Source organism: Megasphaera sp. UBA4233, from assembly GCF_002395615.1.
GTDB lineage: Bacteria > Bacillota > Negativicutes > Veillonellales > Megasphaeraceae > Megasphaera > Megasphaera hexanoica.
Genome location: NZ_DGXL01000019.1, coordinates 57,958 through 75,143 on the forward strand (window position 1 = coordinate 57,958; position 17,186 = coordinate 75,143).

Below are 17,186 nucleotides of genomic sequence, written 5' to 3' on the forward strand. Positions count from 1 at the left end.
AAATTTTATGAGTGGCTTATATACTATATTCAATTCGCTGTCCGTCATCAGATATTCCAGCTTGTTTTTTTGCATTTGACCAATTTTAAAGTCCATGATATAGTTACGATATTAGTCAGATGCGAGGAGATTCCGTATGAAAAAATTTTACGCCATTGGTGAAGTGTCCAAAATAATGGGTGTATCCGTACAAGCTTTACGATACTATGCTAAAATTAATCTGCTTGAACCGGAATATATTAGCCCCCGTACAGGATACCGGTATTATACATATGAACAATTTCATTTTATCGACCGCATTAAATATTTGCAGAAATTCGGCTTCTCTCTGGATGAAATACGTACGATATTACTGCGAAATGATATTGATAAGCTCGTAACTATGCTGGATCAAAAAAAGGAAGACTTTCAAAAACAGATTGAACAGTTGCATGATACGATAGATATGATTACCTGGTATCACGATTATTTTATCCGCAGCCAGAAGGAAAATAAAAGCCATATCAGTCATTTACCGAAACGCTATCTGGTCGTAGCTAAAATAAAAGAAGGGGAGACAAAAGAAAGCTATCACATACGTCTGCATAAAATAAAAAACTCAAGTGAATTAAAAAATGAAGTATACAAACGACAGTTTTCTCTGATTCTGTCATATGCAGATTTCCTGGAAGGTAAAAATAATCCGACTCATATTGGTATGTTTTTAAATAATAAGCCTGAAACAGCCTCCAAGCATGTTATTGAAATCCCGGAAGGCGACTATTTTTGCATGACCTCTCACATTTTATGTGAACAGTGTAATCCCTATGAAGCAAAAGTATATTTCCGGCATTTACATTGCAAACCTAAATTGGTTCTGGCTAATGAATATGAAAATAGTTTATGTGAATATACCCGTTGTCCCTATGAAATACAAATTTTAATTCCGCCGGGCATAGAGCATCCGATGACAATATGATACTTTAATATGTGAAGACCATTTACAGGGACACGTTGCAAAACCAACAGACAAGAATCTGTGTATCTGATATACTGTGAACTAGAGGTGATGTATCATGAATTTGCAGTATAGTCCCAATAAGATTTGGATAGAGAATGAAGAAGGAAAGACCGTCGGGGAAGTTGATTTTTTCCAGGACGAACAGGGCGATTATGACATCGTCCATACGGAAGTCGATGATAGTATGCGCGGTCAGGGAGCGGCTGGCCGTTTGGTTCAGGCAGCGGCTGATTATATTCGCAGTACGGGGCATCAGACCAAGGCTTCGTGCTCCTATGCGTCCCGCTGGTTCATGCGTCATAAAGACTACAGCGACGTATATCTTCCCTGATTTTTATTGACAGCTCTGCGGAGTACGTGTAAAATAATGTTCGTTAAGCCATATCGACAGTTCGCTTGTACCATCCTGTCGTAAAACAAAACCAGGACTGTTTATTTGTGTGAGACAGCTCTGCTTTGGCAGGGCTGTTTTTTTATAGGAGTACAGCCATGTATTATTTAAAGACAGAACAATCATTTGATGCGGCTCATTTTCTTAAAGGGTATGCAGGAAAATGCCATAATCTGCACGGTCACCGCTGGCGGGTCATCGTAGAAATCCGGTCGGACAAGTTGCGGACTGATGCACAATGCCGCAGTATGGTAGTGGATTTTTCTGACTTGAAAAAGAGTCTGAAAGATATTTGTGATTTCTATGACCATAGCCTGATATATGAAACGGGGTCTCTGAAGGAAAAGACTGTAGCCGCCTTGAAGGAAGAAGATTTCTGTCTCCATGAAGTGCCTTTCCGGCCGACGGCAGAGGAGTTTTCCCGCCATATTTATGAAACGATGCAACAGCAGGGATATGATGTTTCCCGCGTAGATGTATACGAAACGCCTAATAATTGTGCGTCTTATGGAGGCTGACATGAAGGTAGCAGAGAAATTTATCAGTATCAACGGGGAAGGGAACCGGGCAGGTGAGTTGTCTGTATTTGTGCGTTTTCAGGGATGTAATCTCCGCTGCAGTTACTGTGATACGTCATGGGCCTATGAAGCGGATTGTCCCTATGAAGAACTGACACCCGATGAAATCGTGGAGTACGTCCTGTCTACGGGCGTGCATAATGTTACGCTCACTGGTGGGGAACCGCTGCTGTCTCAGGGAATCGCTGAATTAATAGAAAAACTCCTGGCACAGCCAAAAATCCGCGTAGAAATTGAAACGAACGGCGCTGTAGACCTGCGTCCATTCTGTATGCCTGCGCGGCCTGTCTTTACGATGGATTACAAATTGCCTTCCAGCGGCTGGGAACGGGCTATGAAAGTGGAGAATTTTTCTGTCCTGGAAAAGCAGGATACGGTGAAGTTTGTCTGCGGCAGCCAGGAAGACCTGCAGCGGGCGTGGGAAGTCATACAAGAGTACAGGCTGACAGAACGATGCCATGTGTATCTCAGTCCAGTATTCGGTTCGATTGAACCGGTCGATATGGTTGCTTTCATGGAAACACATAAAATGAACGATGTGCGTTTACAAATCCAGATACATAAGGTTATCTGGGATCCAGAGAAACGGGGTGTCTGATATGATTGATACCAAAGCGATAGAAGAACATGTACGGGGGATTCTCATTGCTCTCGGAGAAAATCCTGACCGGGAGGGCCTGGTGGAAACGCCGAAACGGGTAGCCAAAATGTACCAGGAAGTCTTTGACGGCATGAATTACACGAACCATGAACTGGCACAGATGCTGGATAAGACCTTTGCAGAAGATACGACCAGTGCAGGCAGCGATCAGGTCGTCGTCATGAAAGATATTGACCTTTTTTCGTACTGTGAACATCATATGGCCCTCATGTACGATATGAAAGCGACCGTTGCCTATATTCCCAAAGGCAAGGTCATTGGTCTTTCTAAGATTGCCCGCATCTGTGACATGGCCGGGCGGCGGCTGCAGCTTCAGGAACGGCTGGGCCGTGATATTGCCGATATTCTGGGAGAAATCACAGGCAGTACGGATATTGCTGTCCTCCTGGAAGGCCGGCACAGTTGTGTCAGTGCCCGGGGAATCAAGAAAACGGATGCGAAAACGCGTACGGTCGAACTGCGGGGCCGTTTCAAGGAAGAACCGGCATTGCAACTCTACCTGCGATAACAAATGAGGCAGTGGCAAATGAGCATTAAAAGCTATGTTTGCCGCGGCCTCTCTTTTGTATACGTGAACCAGAGACGATTCCTACAGGAAATTTTCCCGGAATAAGACTAAAAATTTCCTATAGGATAGTCGTGTTTAATGGTATACTAAAAGAAAAGAATGGTTACGAAATAACATGTAATTTTAGCTTGTAAGGAGTGATTGATAATGAAATGGAAAGAACCGCTGTCGATTCATCATCTTACGCTGACGAACCGTATCGTCATGCCGCCTATGGCTACCCGGGCTGCTTCTCATGGCTACATTGATGAAGAAATATGTAAGTATTATCAGAAACGGGCAGAAAAGGGCTATCTGGGTCTGATCATTACGGAGCATATGTACATTGATAAGCAAGGAAAAGCCGATCCGAATCAGATTTCCATTTCCCGCAATGGTGATATTGGCGGCCTGCGGCAGCTGACCCGGTGTATCCACCGCGAAGGGAGTACGCGTGTGTTTGCTCAGATTAATCATGCCGGTTCTATTGCCGATCCCATTGTGACGCGGCAGCAGGCTGTGGGCCCGTCTCCTGTACTACATCCCCGTCAGAGACAGAGCCAGGTCCTGCCACGGGAGTTATCTGTCGAAGAAATACAGGTACTCGTAGCAGAATATGCCGCCGCTGCCGGCAGAGCCAAAGCGGCCGGATATGACGGCGTGGAAATCCATGCGGCTCATGGATATCTGCTGAACCAATTTTATTCACCACTTACCAACCACCGTAACGACGCCTATGGCTGTGACACGCTGGAAAAACGTGTTCATTTCCATTTGCAGGTCATCCATGCTATCCGTATGGTCGTCGGTACGGCGTATCCGCTGGCTATCCGGTTTGGCGGATGTGACTATCAGCCGGGCGGCAGTACAATCAATGATGCCGTGGAAGCAGCTAAATTGTTTGCAACGGCTGGGGTTGATCTGATTGATGTATCAGGCGGCATGAATTTCTTTGTCCGCCAGGATCATACAGAACCGGGTTATTTCCGCGATATGTCTTCCGCTATCCGTCATCATGTTTCCGTACCGGTCATCCTGACTGGCGGGGTACAGACAGTGGAACAGGCAGAAGACCTTCTTGTCACGGGAGCAGCTGATATGATCGGGGTTGGCCGGGCCATATTACAAGATGCGGAATGGCCGAAACGTGAATTAGGAAAATAGTATAATATAGATAACATGACAGGCTGTCCGATGAGGGCAGCCTGTTATATTATCTATATTATATTGTTGCTTTTTTAATGGATAAGGCAATGCGTTTCCGTTCTGTATCTACAGAAAGAATCATACAGTCTACGATATCGCCGACGTGTACGATATCTGTCGGGTGATGGAAGGGATGATTGCATAATTCTGACCGGTGGACGAGGCCGGGCGTTTTAAGGCCGATATCGACAAAGGCACCGAAATCGACGACGTTGTGGACCGTACCGCGCACGATAGAACCGATTTCCAGTTCATCCAGGGACAGGACGTGGCGTCGTGTCAGCGGTTTGGGGAAGTCGCTGCGCACATCCCGGCCGGGTTTCCGCAATTCTTCCAATATGTCACGGACTGTTGGTTCGCCGGCATTGAGGGCCGATGCCAGTTTAGGGGCGGCGTTCATTTGCAGACGGCTCTGCAAATCCTGCAGGCGGGCCGGGTTCTTCAGATCTTTCAGAGTAAATCCGTACTGACGCACGATTTTAGCGGCCAGATCATACGATTCCGGATGGACAGACGTATTATCCAGTGGCTGGGTACTGTCTTTGATGCGTAAAAATCCGGCACACTGGGTAAATGTCGCCGGACCCAGCCGGTTGACATTCATCAGTTCCTGGCGGTTGTGGAATGGGCCGTTTTCATTGCGATAGGTGACGATGTTTGCAGCCGTAGCTGAGGTCAGGCCCGATACGTGCTGCAACAGAGCAGATGAAGCAGTATTGAGATCGACGCCGACATAATTGACAACCGATTCGACGACTGCATCCAGTGCTGCCGTCAGGGATTTTTGATTGACATCATGCTGATACTGGCCGACACCGATGGACTGGGGGTCGATTTTGACCGATTCTGCCAGCGGGTCCTGGATACGGCGGGCGATGGAAACGGCTCCGCGTATCGTGACATCCAGATCCGGTAATTCCTCCCGGGCCAGTTCCGATGCCGAATAAACCGAGGCGCCGGCTTCGTTGGCAATGAGATAGCGGCATTTCAAATGCTGTTCATGGATTAAGCGGGAAACGAACTGTTCCGTCTCATATGAGGCCGTTCCGTTACCGATGGAAATGAGGGTAACTTCGTGCTCCCTGATCATGTGGGTCAGAGCATCGGCGCTTTCATGACGCTGTTTTTCCGAGCCCGTAAGGTGATAGGTCCCGTAGGCCAGCACGGCACCGGTAGAGTCGATGACAGCAGCTTTGCAGCCTGTGCGGTACCCCGGATCGAGACCGAGAATGGTCTGACCGGTAAAAGGAGGCTGCAGGAGCAGACTGCGCAGATTAGAGGCAAAGACCTGAATAGCCTGTTTTTCTGCCTTTTCTGTGAGTTCATTGCGGATTTCCCGTTCTATCTGGGGACAGATGAGACGTTTATAGCTGTCGGTGGCGGCGCTTTCCAGTATATCTTTATATGGAGAGGGGCCTTTGATGATCATCTGGCACAACCGGCTGATATATGCGTCGGTACGGACTTCCAGATTGACTTTCAGCGCTTTCTGGTTTTCCCCGCGGTTAATAGCCAGGATACGATGACTGGGCAGGCGCCGGATGGCTTCGTGAAAATCTCTATAGGCGAGATAAATCCGTGATTTTTCCTCTTCTTCCTGCAGCGAGCAGGTGAGTTTGCCGTCATGCCAGAAGGCGTTACGTAAAAAACGGCGGTATGGGGCGAGTTCGGAGCAGCGTTCGGCAATAATATTAGCAGCGCCCTGGATGGCATCCTCTACGGTAGGCACATCTTTGGTCAGATAAGCTTCTGCTGCTTTTTCCGGAGCTGGCCCGTGTATATCCTGATTCCAGAATAAATCAGCCAGAGGTGTCAGGCCTGCGTCGCGGGCCATCGATGCTTTCGTACGCTTTTTAGGCTTAAAGGGCAGATATATATCTTCTACATCCTGTAACAGCCGGGCTTTTTCCAGCTGGCTTTTGATTTCATTGCTCCATAATCCCTGATCCATGATGGATTGGCGTACCGTGTCCTTGCGGTTGCTGAGTGTTTCTTCGTATTCATACTGTTCCTTTATCTGGCGCAGCTGTTGTTCATCCAGGGTCCCCGTTGCCTCTTTGCGGTACCGGGCGATAAACGGGATGGTATTGCCACTGGCCAACAGGTCTAATGCGGTCCGGACCTGTCCCGGGCGGATATGCAGGTCAGAAGCTATCTGATGGATAATCATTTCTTCATTCATGCCGGTCTCCTTTCTTCCTAGTACTATATTATGAGTGGAAATAGCTGTTCCGTCAACGTCTGATTTGACAAAGGGGCGAATATAATGTATATTTTTCGTATTATTTAGAATCTTTGTATTGCCATTTCAACAAATAACGGTTACAATATAGTAGAAGCGCAATTTAAAAATCATACTCATTTAATAGCATTCACAGGTGAAAAATCCTTGTTAATGGAGAAAGGAGGATTATGTCTATGGATATTGCTGCAGTATTACGGGAAAACGGCTATAAAGTCACGCCACAGCGTCTGGCCGTGTATGAAGTAGTCAACAATAATACGACACATCCCAATGCAGAAGCCATTTATAAAGAATTACAGCCCAAATATCCGTTCATGAGTCTGGCGACGGTATATAAAACGATGGAAATTTTTGCAAAAATCGGTGTCGTACAGGTGCTGCAGTGCGAAGAAGATGCGCACCGCTATGATTTTAACACCAAGCCCCATGCCCATATCCGCTGCACCCGCTGCAACCGCGTCATGGATGTAGATGTGGAACGGGATAAGCTCGCTGATCTGGCTCAGACACAAACGGGCTATCGGGTAGATTCTGTCAATGTATCCTTTACGGGAATTTGTGCAGAATGCCAGAATGAAGAAACGGGATGCCAGAACGAAAAAGAAAATTAATAGGATAAGCAGGCAGGCTGGGACGAATTGGTTTCGTTGCAGCCTGTTTTTGTATAAAAGGAGAAAAGGCTATGCTTCATATAGGATGTCATTTATCTGTTTCCCAGGGATTCCTGCATATGGGTGAAGAAGCCCTGTCGATCGGTGCCGATACATTTCAGTTTTTTACACGCAATCCCCGCGGCGGCAGCGTCCGGCCTCTCGATACGGACGATATGGCAGCGTTGAACCGGCTGATGGCGGAGCATCATTTTGCTCCTATACTGGCTCATGCACCGTATACGCTGAATGGCTGTTCGAAGACGGAAAAGACGCGGATTTTTGCCAGAGAAGCTATGGCTGATGACCTGCGCCGTCTGGAATACCTCGATCATTGCCGCTACAACTTCCATCCGGGCAGTCACGTCGGACAGGGGGCGGAAACAGGAATAGATTTTATTGCTGATATGCTCAATACGTGCATGTTCAAAGGCCAGAAAACGACGGTCCTGCTGGAAACGATGGCCGGCAAGGGGACAGAAGTAGGCCGCAATTTTGAGGAAATTGCCGCTATCATTGAAAAGGTGGAACTGCAGGACAACATCGGGGTCTGCCTCGATACCTGCCATGTCTTTGACGGCGGATATGATATCGTTCATCATCTCGATGACGTGCTGACTCAGTTTGATACGCGTATTGGCCTGTCCAGACTGAAAGCCATCCATATCAATGACAGTAAAAATGAACTGGGAAGCCATAAAGACCGCCATGAAAAGATTGGTGAAGGCCATATCGGCATCGAAGCGTTTACGCAAATTATCAATCATCCGGCATTACGGCAGCTCCCCTTTTATCTGGAAACACCGAATGAACTGCCGGGATATGCTCATGAAATTTCACTTCTGCGAAGTTTGTACAAGGAATAAGAGGTGACGACATGCGCATTTTACATACGGCGGACTGGCACCTGGGAAAGATGTTTTATGGCGATTATCTGACGGATGAACAGGAATACGTGCTAAAAGAACAATTTCTGCCACTGCTGAAAGACGAAGGCATAGAGGCCGTCGTCCTTTCCGGGGATGTCTATGACCGCAGCCTGCCGCCGGCTGCTGCTGTGGAATTGTTTGATGAAATTGCGACAAAGGTGACGGCGGAACTTCATATTCCTTTTCTGGTCATCAGCGGCAATCATGATAGTGCGTCCCGCCTTTCCTTTGGCAGTGCCCTTCTGGCCCGGCAGGGACTGTATATTGCTGGTGATCTGGACAAGCTGACGGGGCCGGTCATCCTCCGCGATGATGCGGGACCAGTTGCCTTTGTGCTGCTTCCCTATGCCGAACCGGCTGATGTCCGCCATTTTCTGAGTGATGAAACCATCCACGATCATCAAAAGGCATTGGAAGCACTCTGTGCATTTCAGTCCAGAGGATGTGATGACATGCGGGCTGTCTGCGTCAGTCATGTCTTTGCCTCTGGCGGGGTAAGCAGCGATTCCGAACGGCCTCTTTCTATCGGTGGTACCGATATGATCGACAGTGCAGTTTTTGACCGCTTCCAGTATACCGCACTGGGGCATCTTCACGGGCCGCAGCAGGTGGGACGGCCGGAGGTGCGGTATGCCGGGAGCCTGCTTAAGTATTCCTTTAGCGAAGCAACACAAAAAAAAGGGGCTGTCCTCGTCGACCTGGCTGATAATGGACAGGTCAGCAGCCGGTTTATTTCCTTTACGCCACGCCATGATGTGCGTATTCTGAAAGGTTCATTCCACGATATTATGGAACGAGAAGATGACCGGACCGGTGATTATGTATTGGCACGTATCGATGACACCGAACCGGTCCTCGATGGCATGGCCAGACTGCGCAAGAAATATCCTAATGCCATGGCACTGGAGGCCCCGCGGCGCCGTATTTCAGACCATGCCGGTGACCGGGATTTCAATATCCGCGGGACGACAGAAGAAGAACTCTTTTCCAGTTTTGCCGGTGCTATGAGGCCGGAACAGCCTTTGTCGGAAAAGGAAACAGACTGTCTGCATCAGCTTTGGGACGCATTGCGCAAAGAAGAAGGAGGAGGGATTTTATGAAGCCCGTTTATCTGGATATGACTGCCTTTGGCCCGTATGCAGGCCGGCAGGTCATCGACTTCCGCCTTCTGGGAGACCGGCAGTTGTTTCTCATTTACGGACCGACTGGCTCAGGGAAAACGACGATTCTTGATGCCATGTGTTATGCCCTGTACGGAGAACTGAGTGGCGGTACAGAAGGACGCAACGGAGCGCATATGCGCAGTGAATATGCGACACCAGAAGAAGTGACGCAGGTAGCGTTTACCTTTACGATTGGACAAAAATTATATCGCGTCGAACGGAGCCCGGACCAGGAAATCGCGAAAAAAAGAGGAACGGGTACGCGGCATGTATCTATGAAAGCTGCCCTTTACGAGCTGAATACACCGGATGGGGACATATTGGTGACCAGTAAGAATGTCTCCCAGAAAATTGAAAAACTCCTGGGATTTAAATCGGACCAGTTCCGTCAGGTCGTCCTCCTGCCCCAGGGGGATTTCCGGAAATTGCTCCTGGCCAATTCATCAGACCGGCAGCGCATCATGCAGGTGCTGTTCCATACCCAGCGCTATGACCGGCTGCAGGCACTGGCCAAAACCATGCATGATGATGTCAGCCATGCCTATGAAGACCTGAAGAAAAAGATTGAGCAATATTTGTCACTGACGGGAGCCGCTGATGAAGCAATACTGATGCAGACCATTGCAGATAAAACAGCGCAGGCAGGGGAAGCAAAGGAAAAATCTGGCCGGGCTGTCCGCCAGCGCGATGATTTCCAGAAGGAAGTCCAGCAGGCCGAGGCTGTTGCCAGCCACTGGAAAGCATGGGAAGATGCCAAGGTACGGCTGCAGCAGCTTGAAACGCAAAAAGAGACTATGGCCGCGGAAGAAAAGAAGCTGGATTTATTGGAAAAAGCCCGCCTGCTCAGTGAACCCTGCCGTACTCTCGATGATATCCAGAAGCAGGGCGTAGAGGCTTCGAAAGAATGGGAAACGCTTCAGACAAAGGCGACGGCTGCTGATACAGAACTGAAACGGCTCAATGGGCAGGAAGAGGATATGAAGGCCGGTCATGATCAATGTGAAACAGATAAAGCGGAAGCCATCCGCCTGGAAAATCTCGTGACAGAAGCCGATTCGTATGCCGCATTGAAAGAAGAACAGCATAAAGCGTCCCTGCAGGCAGCGGCTTGTGAAAAGGCATGGCATACAGCCGACCAGACACGGGAAATGGCTCAGAAAAAATTGGATATGGTCCGCAAGACACGGGATGCCCTGTCGGGCCGGGAAGGCGAGTATGAAAAGGTAAGGGCAAGGACTAAACAGTGGAAGCTCCGTGCCAATCAGGAAAAACAGATAGAGAATCTGAAGAACAACTGGCAGGATACGGCAAAGAAACAAGAAGCAGCTGCCAGCCAACTGAAAAACGTATTGCAGAAGGCCGTTCAGGACAAAACGGATTTTGACGCCGTGAGTGCCATGTTCCTTCAGGGGCAGGCCTTTGTCCTAGCGGAAAATCTGCACGATGGAGATGTCTGCCCCGTATGCGGGGCCGTATCCCACCCCAAACTGGCAGTCAAACCAGCTGATTTCCCGGAAAAGGCCGATGTCGAACGCTGCCGGAAACGGGCGGAAGCAAGCGAACAGCAGCGCCAGCAGGCGGAACAGGACGAACAGGTCCTGTCTGCGCAGGCGCAGGAACAGCAACGCCAGTATGAATTGCTGCGGCAGCAGTATCCCGAAGACGGGACGAGTGCCGACTGGTTCCGCCGGGCAGAACAGTCGGCTGCAGAAGAAGCTGTTCTTCTGAAAGAAATCGAACAGGCACGGCAGCTTGCACAACAGCTGGAAGAGAAAGAAAAAACGGTGACGCAGCAGACGGCAGTGACAGAACAGGCCCGCAAGGATTATGAGGAAGCACGGCTGTACCGGACGAAGGCGGAAGAAGCCCTGGCCAGAGCAGAACGGACACTTCCTGAAGAATATCGCAATCCTACTGTGTTGAAAGGGAAAATACAGACTCTCCGTCAGCAGCTCGCTGCCTTTGAAAAGAAAGAAAAAGACTGGAATGCGGCCAGACAAAAGCAGGAACAGGAAAAGGCCCACTGGAGCGGACAGGCCCGGATGAAAGAAGCCCAACGGGATGAGCTGCGCCAGAAATATAAGAAAGCGCTGGAAGAATTAAAGGCACAGGCTGGTCAGTGCGGATTCCGTGATATGAATGAATGCCGGGCTCTGCAGAAAGAGTTGCAGCAGATTGAACCGTTAAAAGAAAAACTGACTTCCTATGGAGCATCTCTCCAGCAGACACGGGGACAGGTCCTGCAGGAAGAAAAGATGATTCAGGGCAAGACAAAACCGGATATGGAAACATACCGCAAGAAGCTGGATGCTTTGAATCAGGCCTGCCAGGACTTGTCCCGGCAGCAGGCCGCACTGGCTGCAGAACTCCGCCAGCTTACGAACTGTGCCAGTCAGATTGATGCCTGGCACAAGGAACAGACTGAGCTGAGTGAACACTATAAGACAGTGGGAGCTCTCTATGATCTTATCAGCGGCAGGACGACGGGAATTAATTTTGAACGGTACGTCTTAGGAGCGCTCCTCGATGAAGTGCTCCAGGCGGCGAATCAGCGGCTGCAGAAAATGAGCCGCAACCGCTATGAACTGCAGCGGTCCCACTCTTGGGATGACCGCCGGGTGCGTCAGATCGGCCTCGATATTGAAGTCTTCGATGCCTATACGGGATATACCCGTCCGGCCAATACGCTGTCCGGCGGAGAAACCTTTCTGGCCTCCCTGTCTCTGGCACTGGGGCTGGCCGACGTAGTGCAGGCTTATTCCGGGGGCATTCACCTGGATACCATCTTCATCGACGAAGGATTCGGGACGCTGGACCCGGAAACGCTTGATTTTGCCCTGAAAGCGCTATTGGAACTACGTCAGGGCGGACGCCTGGTAGGGATTATCTCCCACGTAGGTGAACTGCGGGAACGCATTGATACCCGCCTGGCTGTCAAAAAGACCGATTGCGGCAGTGTTGCCTCCTTTGAACTCCTCTAGACTATCTTGAATGGCAGACTCTTTTGGTATATAATTCTTTATATCCGCAAAAGAGGTAGTATTTAGCCGTTATTGGGGGATGGGGGATTTATACAATGTCATTAGAAAAAGTAAAGGCTTATTTTGCACAATATGGTATGGAAGACCGGGTGCAGGTATTACATGAATCAAGTGCTACTGTCGATCTGGCCGCAGCAGCCCTGCACACGGAATGGAAACGTATTGCCAAATCCATGTCGTTTTATGGCGACGATGATTCGGCGTTTCTCGTTATTTTTGCCGGCGATGCCCGGGTAGACAACCGCAAATTCAAAGACACATTTCACCGCAAGGCGTCTATGGTCAAACACGATGACGTAGAACGTCTCATCGGCCATCCCGTCGGCGGTGTGTGTCCCTTTGCCGTCAATCCCGGTATAGATGTATATCTGGATGAATCATTGAAACGGTTCCAGACGGTATTTCCCGCCTGTGGTACCGGAAATAGTGCCATCGAACTGACACTGCCGGAATTAGAAACCTACTCTCATGCCAAAGGCTGGGTCAATGTAGGTAAAGGCTGGGAAGAAGCGTAAGGAGGGAATATCATGACATTTAAATTTGCTCATACTAATTTCAATGTTCTCGATTTGGACAGAAGCCTGAAATTTTATAAAGAAGCCCTGGGACTGGTAGAACAACGGCGCATCGAAAATCCTAACTTCACCATTGTCTATGTCGGCAACGATGCCAGTGATTTCCAGTTGGAACTGACCTGGCTCAAAGACCGGAAAGAACCGTATAATCTGGGTGAAAATGAATTCCATACGGCGTTCCGGGTACAGGATTTTGATGCGGCTCATAAGAAACATGAAGACATGGGCTGTATCGTCTTTGAAAATAAGGCCATGGGGATTTACTTCATTGCCGATCCGGACGGATACTGGCTGGAAGTCATCCCTGTACGCTAAAAACGTAACAGGATAATCGAATGCGACAGCGAGAAAGACAACCTCTGGCAGCAGCCAGAGGTTGTTAGCGTTTATGAAAGGGGAATAAGATGTATAGACCGGAGCTTTTTATTTTTGATATGGATGGTCTTATGTTCGATACGGAGCGGATTTCCGTACCGTGCTGGCGGGCCATTGGCCGTAAATATGGTATAGATATGGAGGATTCATTTTTTGATACCATATTTGGCATGAATAATGCGAAAATAAAAGAAATATTTTTGCAGACCTATGGGGCGGACTTTCCCTATGATGCATTCCACGATGAGAAGAAGGCCATGCAGCTGGCAATCTATCATGAAAAGGGTGCCCCGGCAGAACCGGGCCTGCAGGAATGCCTGGATTACGCGCGACAGGAAGGTATCCGCTGCGCAGTCGCTTCTTCCTCTGCAGAAGAAACGGTACGGCTGCTGCTTCATAAAGCCGGATTGGAGTCCTATTTCTGCCATATCCAGAGCGGTGATGCCATGGCTCACAGTAAACCCGCCCCGGATATTTTCCTGGCAGTCTGCCGGACTCTGGGCGTACGACCGGAGCGGGCTCTTGTCCTTGAAGACTCGGGAAATGGCCTGAAAGCCGCGGCGGCAGCTCATATCCCGTCTATCTGGGTACCCGATCTGGTCCGTGTGGAACCAGCTGTGGCTGCAACGGCCTGGCATACCTGCCAGACACTGGCAGACGTGCCGCCGCTGATTCAGAATCTGCCTGTGTGGAAAGAGAGTGCGAACTAAATGAGTGAACAACGTCAACATCTGATGATAGGGCTGACCGTATTTCTGGGGATGCTGGCAGCCATTGCCCCACTTTCAACAGATATGTACTTGCCGGGACTTCCGGCCATGATGGCCGATTTCGGTGTCGTACCATCTATGATACAGCTGACGCTGACGGCGTCCATGGCCGGCATGGCTGCCGGTCAGATCATAGCCGGTCCTGTCAGCGACGATGCAGGGCGGCGGAAGCCTCTGTTTCTGGGCATGGCCGTTTTTTCCCTTTCGTCCGTCGCCTGTATTTTCTCTCCGACAATCTGGCTGCTCTTAGTATCCCGGTTTATCCAGGGGTTTGCCGGCGGTGCCGGCATCGTCATTGCCCGGGCCATTGCCCGTGATGTCTGCCGTGGAACGGCTCTGACCCGGCTCTTTTCCATGCTCATGCTGGTCAATGGCATCGCCCCTATCCTGGCTCCGGTCATAGGCGGACAGGTTTTACGGTTTTCCAGCTGGCGCGGCATATTCTGGCTGCTCGTCATCATTGGCCTGGCGCTGGCAGTCTGTGCTCTCTTCATGCCGGAAACGCTTCCCATCCGTAAGCGGATCCATGGCGGACCGCTGGCAGGCGTCCGGAGCTTCGGCAAGTTATTCCGCGATACGTATTTTATGGGACACTGTGTCATGCAGTGTTTTGCCTTCGCGGCGTTTTTCGGATATATATCGGCTTCTTCTTTCGTTTTCCAGAATATCTATGATGTGACGCCTCAGACATTCAGTCTGATTTTCGGCATCAATGGTATCGGTCTCATGATCAGCGGCGGCCTGACAGGACGGCTGGCCGGTCGCATTCCCGACTGGAAGATGCTGCGCTTTGTCCTATTGGTGGCGGTGGTAGGCAGTATGGCCCTGCTGACAGGATTCTTCCTGCACTGGTCTGTCTATGCTATTCTGGTCATTCTTTTCTTCACGGTGGCGACACTGGCCTCCTTATCGACTAGCAGCTTTTCTATGGCTATGCAGGCACAGGGAAAAAATGCCGGCAGCGCTGCGGCACTCATCGGCTTTTTCTCCATGATTTCCGGGGCAGTCATGGCTCCTGTCGTAGGAATCGCCGGCAGCTATACGGCAATCCCCATGGGCATTGTCATGGCTATAGGAGAAATAGGGGCTCTCGTATCGTTTTATCTCTTTATTTATCCAAGCCATAAGAATAGAAGAGATACAAAAGATGTGATACAATAAATGTATCAAGTTGTTTGAGGTGATAACATGAATACAAAAGCAGAAAAATTTAAAGTCTATATCGACAAGGTGGATCCCAAAGCCTTTACCGTGAACGAAATGAAAGACGACGAACGCCATTCCGTTGCTTTCCAATCGGGTATTGAAGTCAAAGGCCAACGGCTGCCGTTCCTGGTACTCATTGACGACAGTATCTATGTCATGCTGCGCATTTTCGTCGCAACCGGAGTCGTCAATGATGGGAATAAGGCTGCCATTTATGATTTCATCAATCAGGGTAACAAAGAATACAAAGTATTCAAATTCTACATATCGGATAACGGCGATATCGTGCTCGATATCTGTCTGCCTGCTACCGATGATGCCTTTGATCCGCAGCTCGTCGATGCCATGATTCGTCAGGTCGCCTATCCCTATCTGAATGATAACCTGACCAGTATTCTGGAAAAAGTATAACAGTGAAATAGAAAAAGGAATGCCCCATGATAACCTACGTTTTCATGGGGCATTCCCTTTTTAACATCAAACGTCAAACATCAAACATCAAACATCAAACATCTTTTATCTCAGCTGCGGAGTGAATCCATATATGCCAGATATTGTTCTTTTGTCATGCGTGGCTTATAGTCTTTCAGGATGTCTTCCAGGCCAGCAGCGTTGTCATAGAGAAGGTCGATGACGGTCATTGCCATTACTTTGGTCGTCTTGATATACGCGGCCTGTTTCTGGAACAGTTCAAATTCGGCACTGTGAAGGGCTCCGTGGACACAGCCTACATGAGGGTGGATACAGGGCATGAGGTTGCAGATATCGCCGACATCGGTACTGCCGGCATTGAACGGCGGGTTCGTATCGACGTGGTCCTTGCCGAAAATAGCGTCGGCGTTGGCTTCGCAGATTTTGCCCAGAGCTTTATCCTGTTCCATGGGAAGGTAACCCGGCATATCCTTGATTTCACAGGTAGCACCGATGGCGTCGGCACCGGCACGAAGGGCGCGGTTGATGCGGTCGTTGTAGAATTTCATGGCGTCGGCCGATGCGGCGCGGACGTAGCTTTCCATGCGTACCAGATCGGGCACGACGTTGACCAGATCGCCGCCGGAGGTGATAATCGGATGGAAGCGGACGTGGTCTTTTTCCTGGAATGTTTCTCTCAGGGCATTGACGCCCATGATGCCCAGCATGCAGGCATTGAGTGCATTGATACCCAGATGAGGCTGTCCGGCTGCGTGCGCTGCCTTGCCGTGGTATTCAATGAGTTTGGTGATGAAACCGCTCATGCCGCCGTTGAGGATAATGTTGCCTTCCGGGTCATCCGTCGAGTAGGCATGCATTTCCATGGCGGCATCTATATCATCGAATCCGCCCTGAAGAATGATTTCCTGCTTGCCGCCGAAGAAATGGATTTTCCCTTCATCCATGAGCTTCTTGCGGTATTCGATTTCAATACATTCTTCACTCGGCACGGCAAAGAAGACGACATCGCCACCGAGATAATCCATGGCTCCGGCATCTTTCAGCGCCATGGCGACGCCGAGCATATCGGAAATCTGGATGAAATGACCGCAGCAGTGAGCCGCGCCGGTTACTGGATCGGCTGACGGATGGCGGCGGCAGACGATAGAATCGAGTTCCCCCATGACGGCGACAGTACGCTTGGAGTTTTTGCCCTTCAGCCGGCCTTTGACACCGGTGATGGCCCAGCCTGTCGTATAAGGAATACCCAGTTTATCCATGGCTTCCTGGACTTTGGCTGATGTCTTTGTTTCTTTGTAACCCAGTTCAGGTTCATCGAATACAGACGTTCCGAAAGACATGATATCTTCGGCGCGTTTATCAATGGCATCGCAGACTTTCTGTTTTAATTCTTCTTTGGTCATAGTAAAGCCTCCTT

Annotated in this window: 17 protein-coding genes; 15 read left to right on the top strand and 2 right to left on the bottom strand. The window is 49.5% G+C overall.

Translation table 11 applies throughout. The features are described 5' to 3' along the window. The first annotated feature begins 136 nt into the window (after positions 1 to 136). The 6 genes from B2U90_RS05240 (at position 137) to B2U90_RS05265 (ending at position 4,341) form a co-directional block, all read left to right on the top strand. Complete coding sequence (locus B2U90_RS05240; RefSeq protein WP_292017284.1) at positions 137 to 958, top strand: MerR family transcriptional regulator; 822 nt, start codon at positions 137 to 139, stop codon at positions 956 to 958. A 97-nt stretch (positions 959 to 1,055) separates the two neighbouring features. Further along, a complete protein-coding gene (locus B2U90_RS05245; protein ID WP_059075415.1) occupies positions 1,056 to 1,331 on the top strand; it encodes a GNAT family N-acetyltransferase in 276 nt (91 codons plus the stop codon). 158 nt (positions 1,332 to 1,489) lie between these two features. Beyond that, positions 1,490 to 1,909: a 6-carboxytetrahydropterin synthase QueD gene (gene queD / locus B2U90_RS05250; protein WP_075581332.1), complete on the top strand. Its 420-nt coding sequence runs from the start codon at positions 1,490 to 1,492 to the stop codon at positions 1,907 to 1,909. 1 nt (position 1,910) lies between these two features. After that, positions 1,911 to 2,567: a putative 7-carboxy-7-deazaguanine synthase QueE gene (queE, locus tag B2U90_RS05255; protein ID WP_113855616.1), complete on the top strand. Its 657-nt coding sequence runs from the start codon at positions 1,911 to 1,913 to the stop codon at positions 2,565 to 2,567. 4 nt (positions 2,568 to 2,571) lie between these two features. Next, positions 2,572 to 3,138: a GTP cyclohydrolase I FolE gene (gene folE / locus B2U90_RS05260; RefSeq protein ID WP_200817444.1), complete on the top strand. Its 567-nt coding sequence runs from the start codon at positions 2,572 to 2,574 to the stop codon at positions 3,136 to 3,138. Positions 3,139 to 3,345: 207 nt separating this feature from the next. Continuing rightward, positions 3,346 to 4,341 carry an NADH:flavin oxidoreductase gene (locus tag B2U90_RS05265; RefSeq protein ID WP_292017285.1) on the top strand — a complete coding sequence of 332 codons (996 nt, stop codon included), beginning with the start codon at positions 3,346 to 3,348 and terminating at the stop codon, positions 4,339 to 4,341. 58 nt (positions 4,342 to 4,399) lie between these two features. Here the strand turns inward: B2U90_RS05265 and B2U90_RS05270 are convergent, their stop codons facing one another. Then, positions 4,400 to 6,565 carry a Tex family protein gene (locus B2U90_RS05270; protein WP_292017286.1) on the bottom strand — a complete coding sequence of 722 codons (2,166 nt, stop codon included), beginning with the start codon at positions 6,563 to 6,565 and terminating at the stop codon, positions 4,400 to 4,402. 236 nt (positions 6,566 to 6,801) lie between these two features. Here B2U90_RS05270 and B2U90_RS05275 point away from each other — a divergent pair, with 236 nt between their 5' ends. The 9 genes from B2U90_RS05275 to B2U90_RS05315 all read left to right on the top strand — a co-directional run bounded on the left by B2U90_RS05275 (position 6,802) and on the right by B2U90_RS05315 (position 15,748). Next, the gene (locus B2U90_RS05275) at positions 6,802 to 7,239 is read left to right on the top strand and encodes a Fur family transcriptional regulator (RefSeq protein WP_059075409.1); all 438 of its coding nucleotides are present in this window, start codon (positions 6,802 to 6,804) and stop codon (positions 7,237 to 7,239) included. Between the two features lie 71 nt (positions 7,240 to 7,310). Continuing rightward, positions 7,311 to 8,144, top strand: coding sequence for a deoxyribonuclease IV (locus B2U90_RS05280; RefSeq protein WP_075581328.1), 834 nt, complete (start codon positions 7,311 to 7,313; stop codon positions 8,142 to 8,144). 11 nt (positions 8,145 to 8,155) lie between these two features. After that, entirely contained in the window at positions 8,156 to 9,307 is a 1,152-nt protein-coding gene (locus B2U90_RS05285) for an exonuclease SbcCD subunit D (protein WP_113855620.1), read from the top strand. After that, positions 9,304 to 12,351, top strand: coding sequence for an AAA family ATPase (locus B2U90_RS05290; RefSeq protein WP_292017287.1), 3,048 nt, complete (start codon positions 9,304 to 9,306; stop codon positions 12,349 to 12,351). The genes B2U90_RS05285 and B2U90_RS05290 overlap by 4 nt, the downstream gene beginning before the upstream one ends. 95 nt (positions 12,352 to 12,446) lie before the next feature. Next, positions 12,447 to 12,926 carry a YbaK/EbsC family protein gene (locus B2U90_RS05295; RefSeq protein ID WP_292017288.1) on the top strand — a complete coding sequence of 160 codons (480 nt, stop codon included), beginning with the start codon at positions 12,447 to 12,449 and terminating at the stop codon, positions 12,924 to 12,926. Between the two features lie 12 nt (positions 12,927 to 12,938). Beyond that, positions 12,939 to 13,301, top strand: a complete 363-nt coding sequence (locus B2U90_RS05300) for a VOC family protein (RefSeq protein ID WP_075581324.1) — start codon at positions 12,939 to 12,941, stop codon at positions 13,299 to 13,301. A gap of 89 nt (positions 13,302 to 13,390) precedes the next feature. Further along, positions 13,391 to 14,071, top strand: coding sequence for an HAD family hydrolase (locus B2U90_RS05305; protein ID WP_075581323.1), 681 nt, complete (start codon positions 13,391 to 13,393; stop codon positions 14,069 to 14,071). Then, on the top strand, positions 14,072 to 15,292 hold the full coding sequence (locus B2U90_RS05310) for a multidrug effflux MFS transporter (protein ID WP_292017289.1): 1,221 nt from the start codon (positions 14,072 to 14,074) through the stop codon (positions 15,290 to 15,292). 27 nt (positions 15,293 to 15,319) lie between these two features. After that, entirely contained in the window at positions 15,320 to 15,748 is a 429-nt protein-coding gene (locus tag B2U90_RS05315; protein WP_292017290.1) for a YbjN domain-containing protein, read from the top strand. A 110-nt stretch (positions 15,749 to 15,858) separates the two neighbouring features. Here B2U90_RS05315 and B2U90_RS05320 read toward each other — a convergent pair whose 3' ends face one another. Then, positions 15,859 to 17,172 (bottom strand): amidohydrolase, encoded by a 1,314-nt coding sequence (locus B2U90_RS05320; protein ID WP_113855626.1) that lies wholly within the window; start codon positions 17,170 to 17,172, stop codon positions 15,859 to 15,861. Between the last annotated feature and the right edge of the window lie 14 nt (positions 17,173 to 17,186).

Bases quoted from the DNA above. Each gene is read 5' to 3' on its own strand.
- B2U90_RS05240 (WP_292017284.1), top strand. From the start codon at position 137: ATGAAAAAATTTTACGCCATTGGTGAAGTGTCCAAAATAATGGGTGTA.
- B2U90_RS05245 (WP_059075415.1), top strand. From the start codon at position 1,056: ATGAATTTGCAGTATAGTCCCAATAAGATTTGGATAGAGAATGAAGAA.
- queD (WP_075581332.1), top strand. From the start codon at position 1,490: ATGTATTATTTAAAGACAGAACAATCATTTGATGCGGCTCATTTTCTT.
- queE (WP_113855616.1), top strand. From the start codon at position 1,911: ATGAAGGTAGCAGAGAAATTTATCAGTATCAACGGGGAAGGGAACCGG.
- B2U90_RS05265 (WP_292017285.1), top strand. From the start codon at position 3,346: ATGAAATGGAAAGAACCGCTGTCGATTCATCATCTTACGCTGACGAAC.
- B2U90_RS05270 (WP_292017286.1), bottom strand. From the start codon at position 6,565: ATGAATGAAGAAATGATTATCCATCAGATAGCTTCTGACCTGCATATC.
- B2U90_RS05275 (WP_059075409.1), top strand. From the start codon at position 6,802: ATGGATATTGCTGCAGTATTACGGGAAAACGGCTATAAAGTCACGCCA.
- B2U90_RS05280 (WP_075581328.1), top strand. From the start codon at position 7,311: ATGCTTCATATAGGATGTCATTTATCTGTTTCCCAGGGATTCCTGCAT.
- B2U90_RS05285 (WP_113855620.1), top strand. From the start codon at position 8,156: ATGCGCATTTTACATACGGCGGACTGGCACCTGGGAAAGATGTTTTAT.
- B2U90_RS05290 (WP_292017287.1), top strand. From the start codon at position 9,304: ATGAAGCCCGTTTATCTGGATATGACTGCCTTTGGCCCGTATGCAGGC.
- B2U90_RS05295 (WP_292017288.1), top strand. From the start codon at position 12,447: ATGTCATTAGAAAAAGTAAAGGCTTATTTTGCACAATATGGTATGGAA.
- B2U90_RS05300 (WP_075581324.1), top strand. From the start codon at position 12,939: ATGACATTTAAATTTGCTCATACTAATTTCAATGTTCTCGATTTGGAC.
- B2U90_RS05305 (WP_075581323.1), top strand. From the start codon at position 13,391: ATGTATAGACCGGAGCTTTTTATTTTTGATATGGATGGTCTTATGTTC.
- B2U90_RS05310 (WP_292017289.1), top strand. From the start codon at position 14,072: ATGAGTGAACAACGTCAACATCTGATGATAGGGCTGACCGTATTTCTG.
- B2U90_RS05315 (WP_292017290.1), top strand. From the start codon at position 15,320: ATGAATACAAAAGCAGAAAAATTTAAAGTCTATATCGACAAGGTGGAT.
- B2U90_RS05320 (WP_113855626.1), bottom strand. From the start codon at position 17,172: ATGACCAAAGAAGAATTAAAACAGAAAGTCTGCGATGCCATTGATAAA.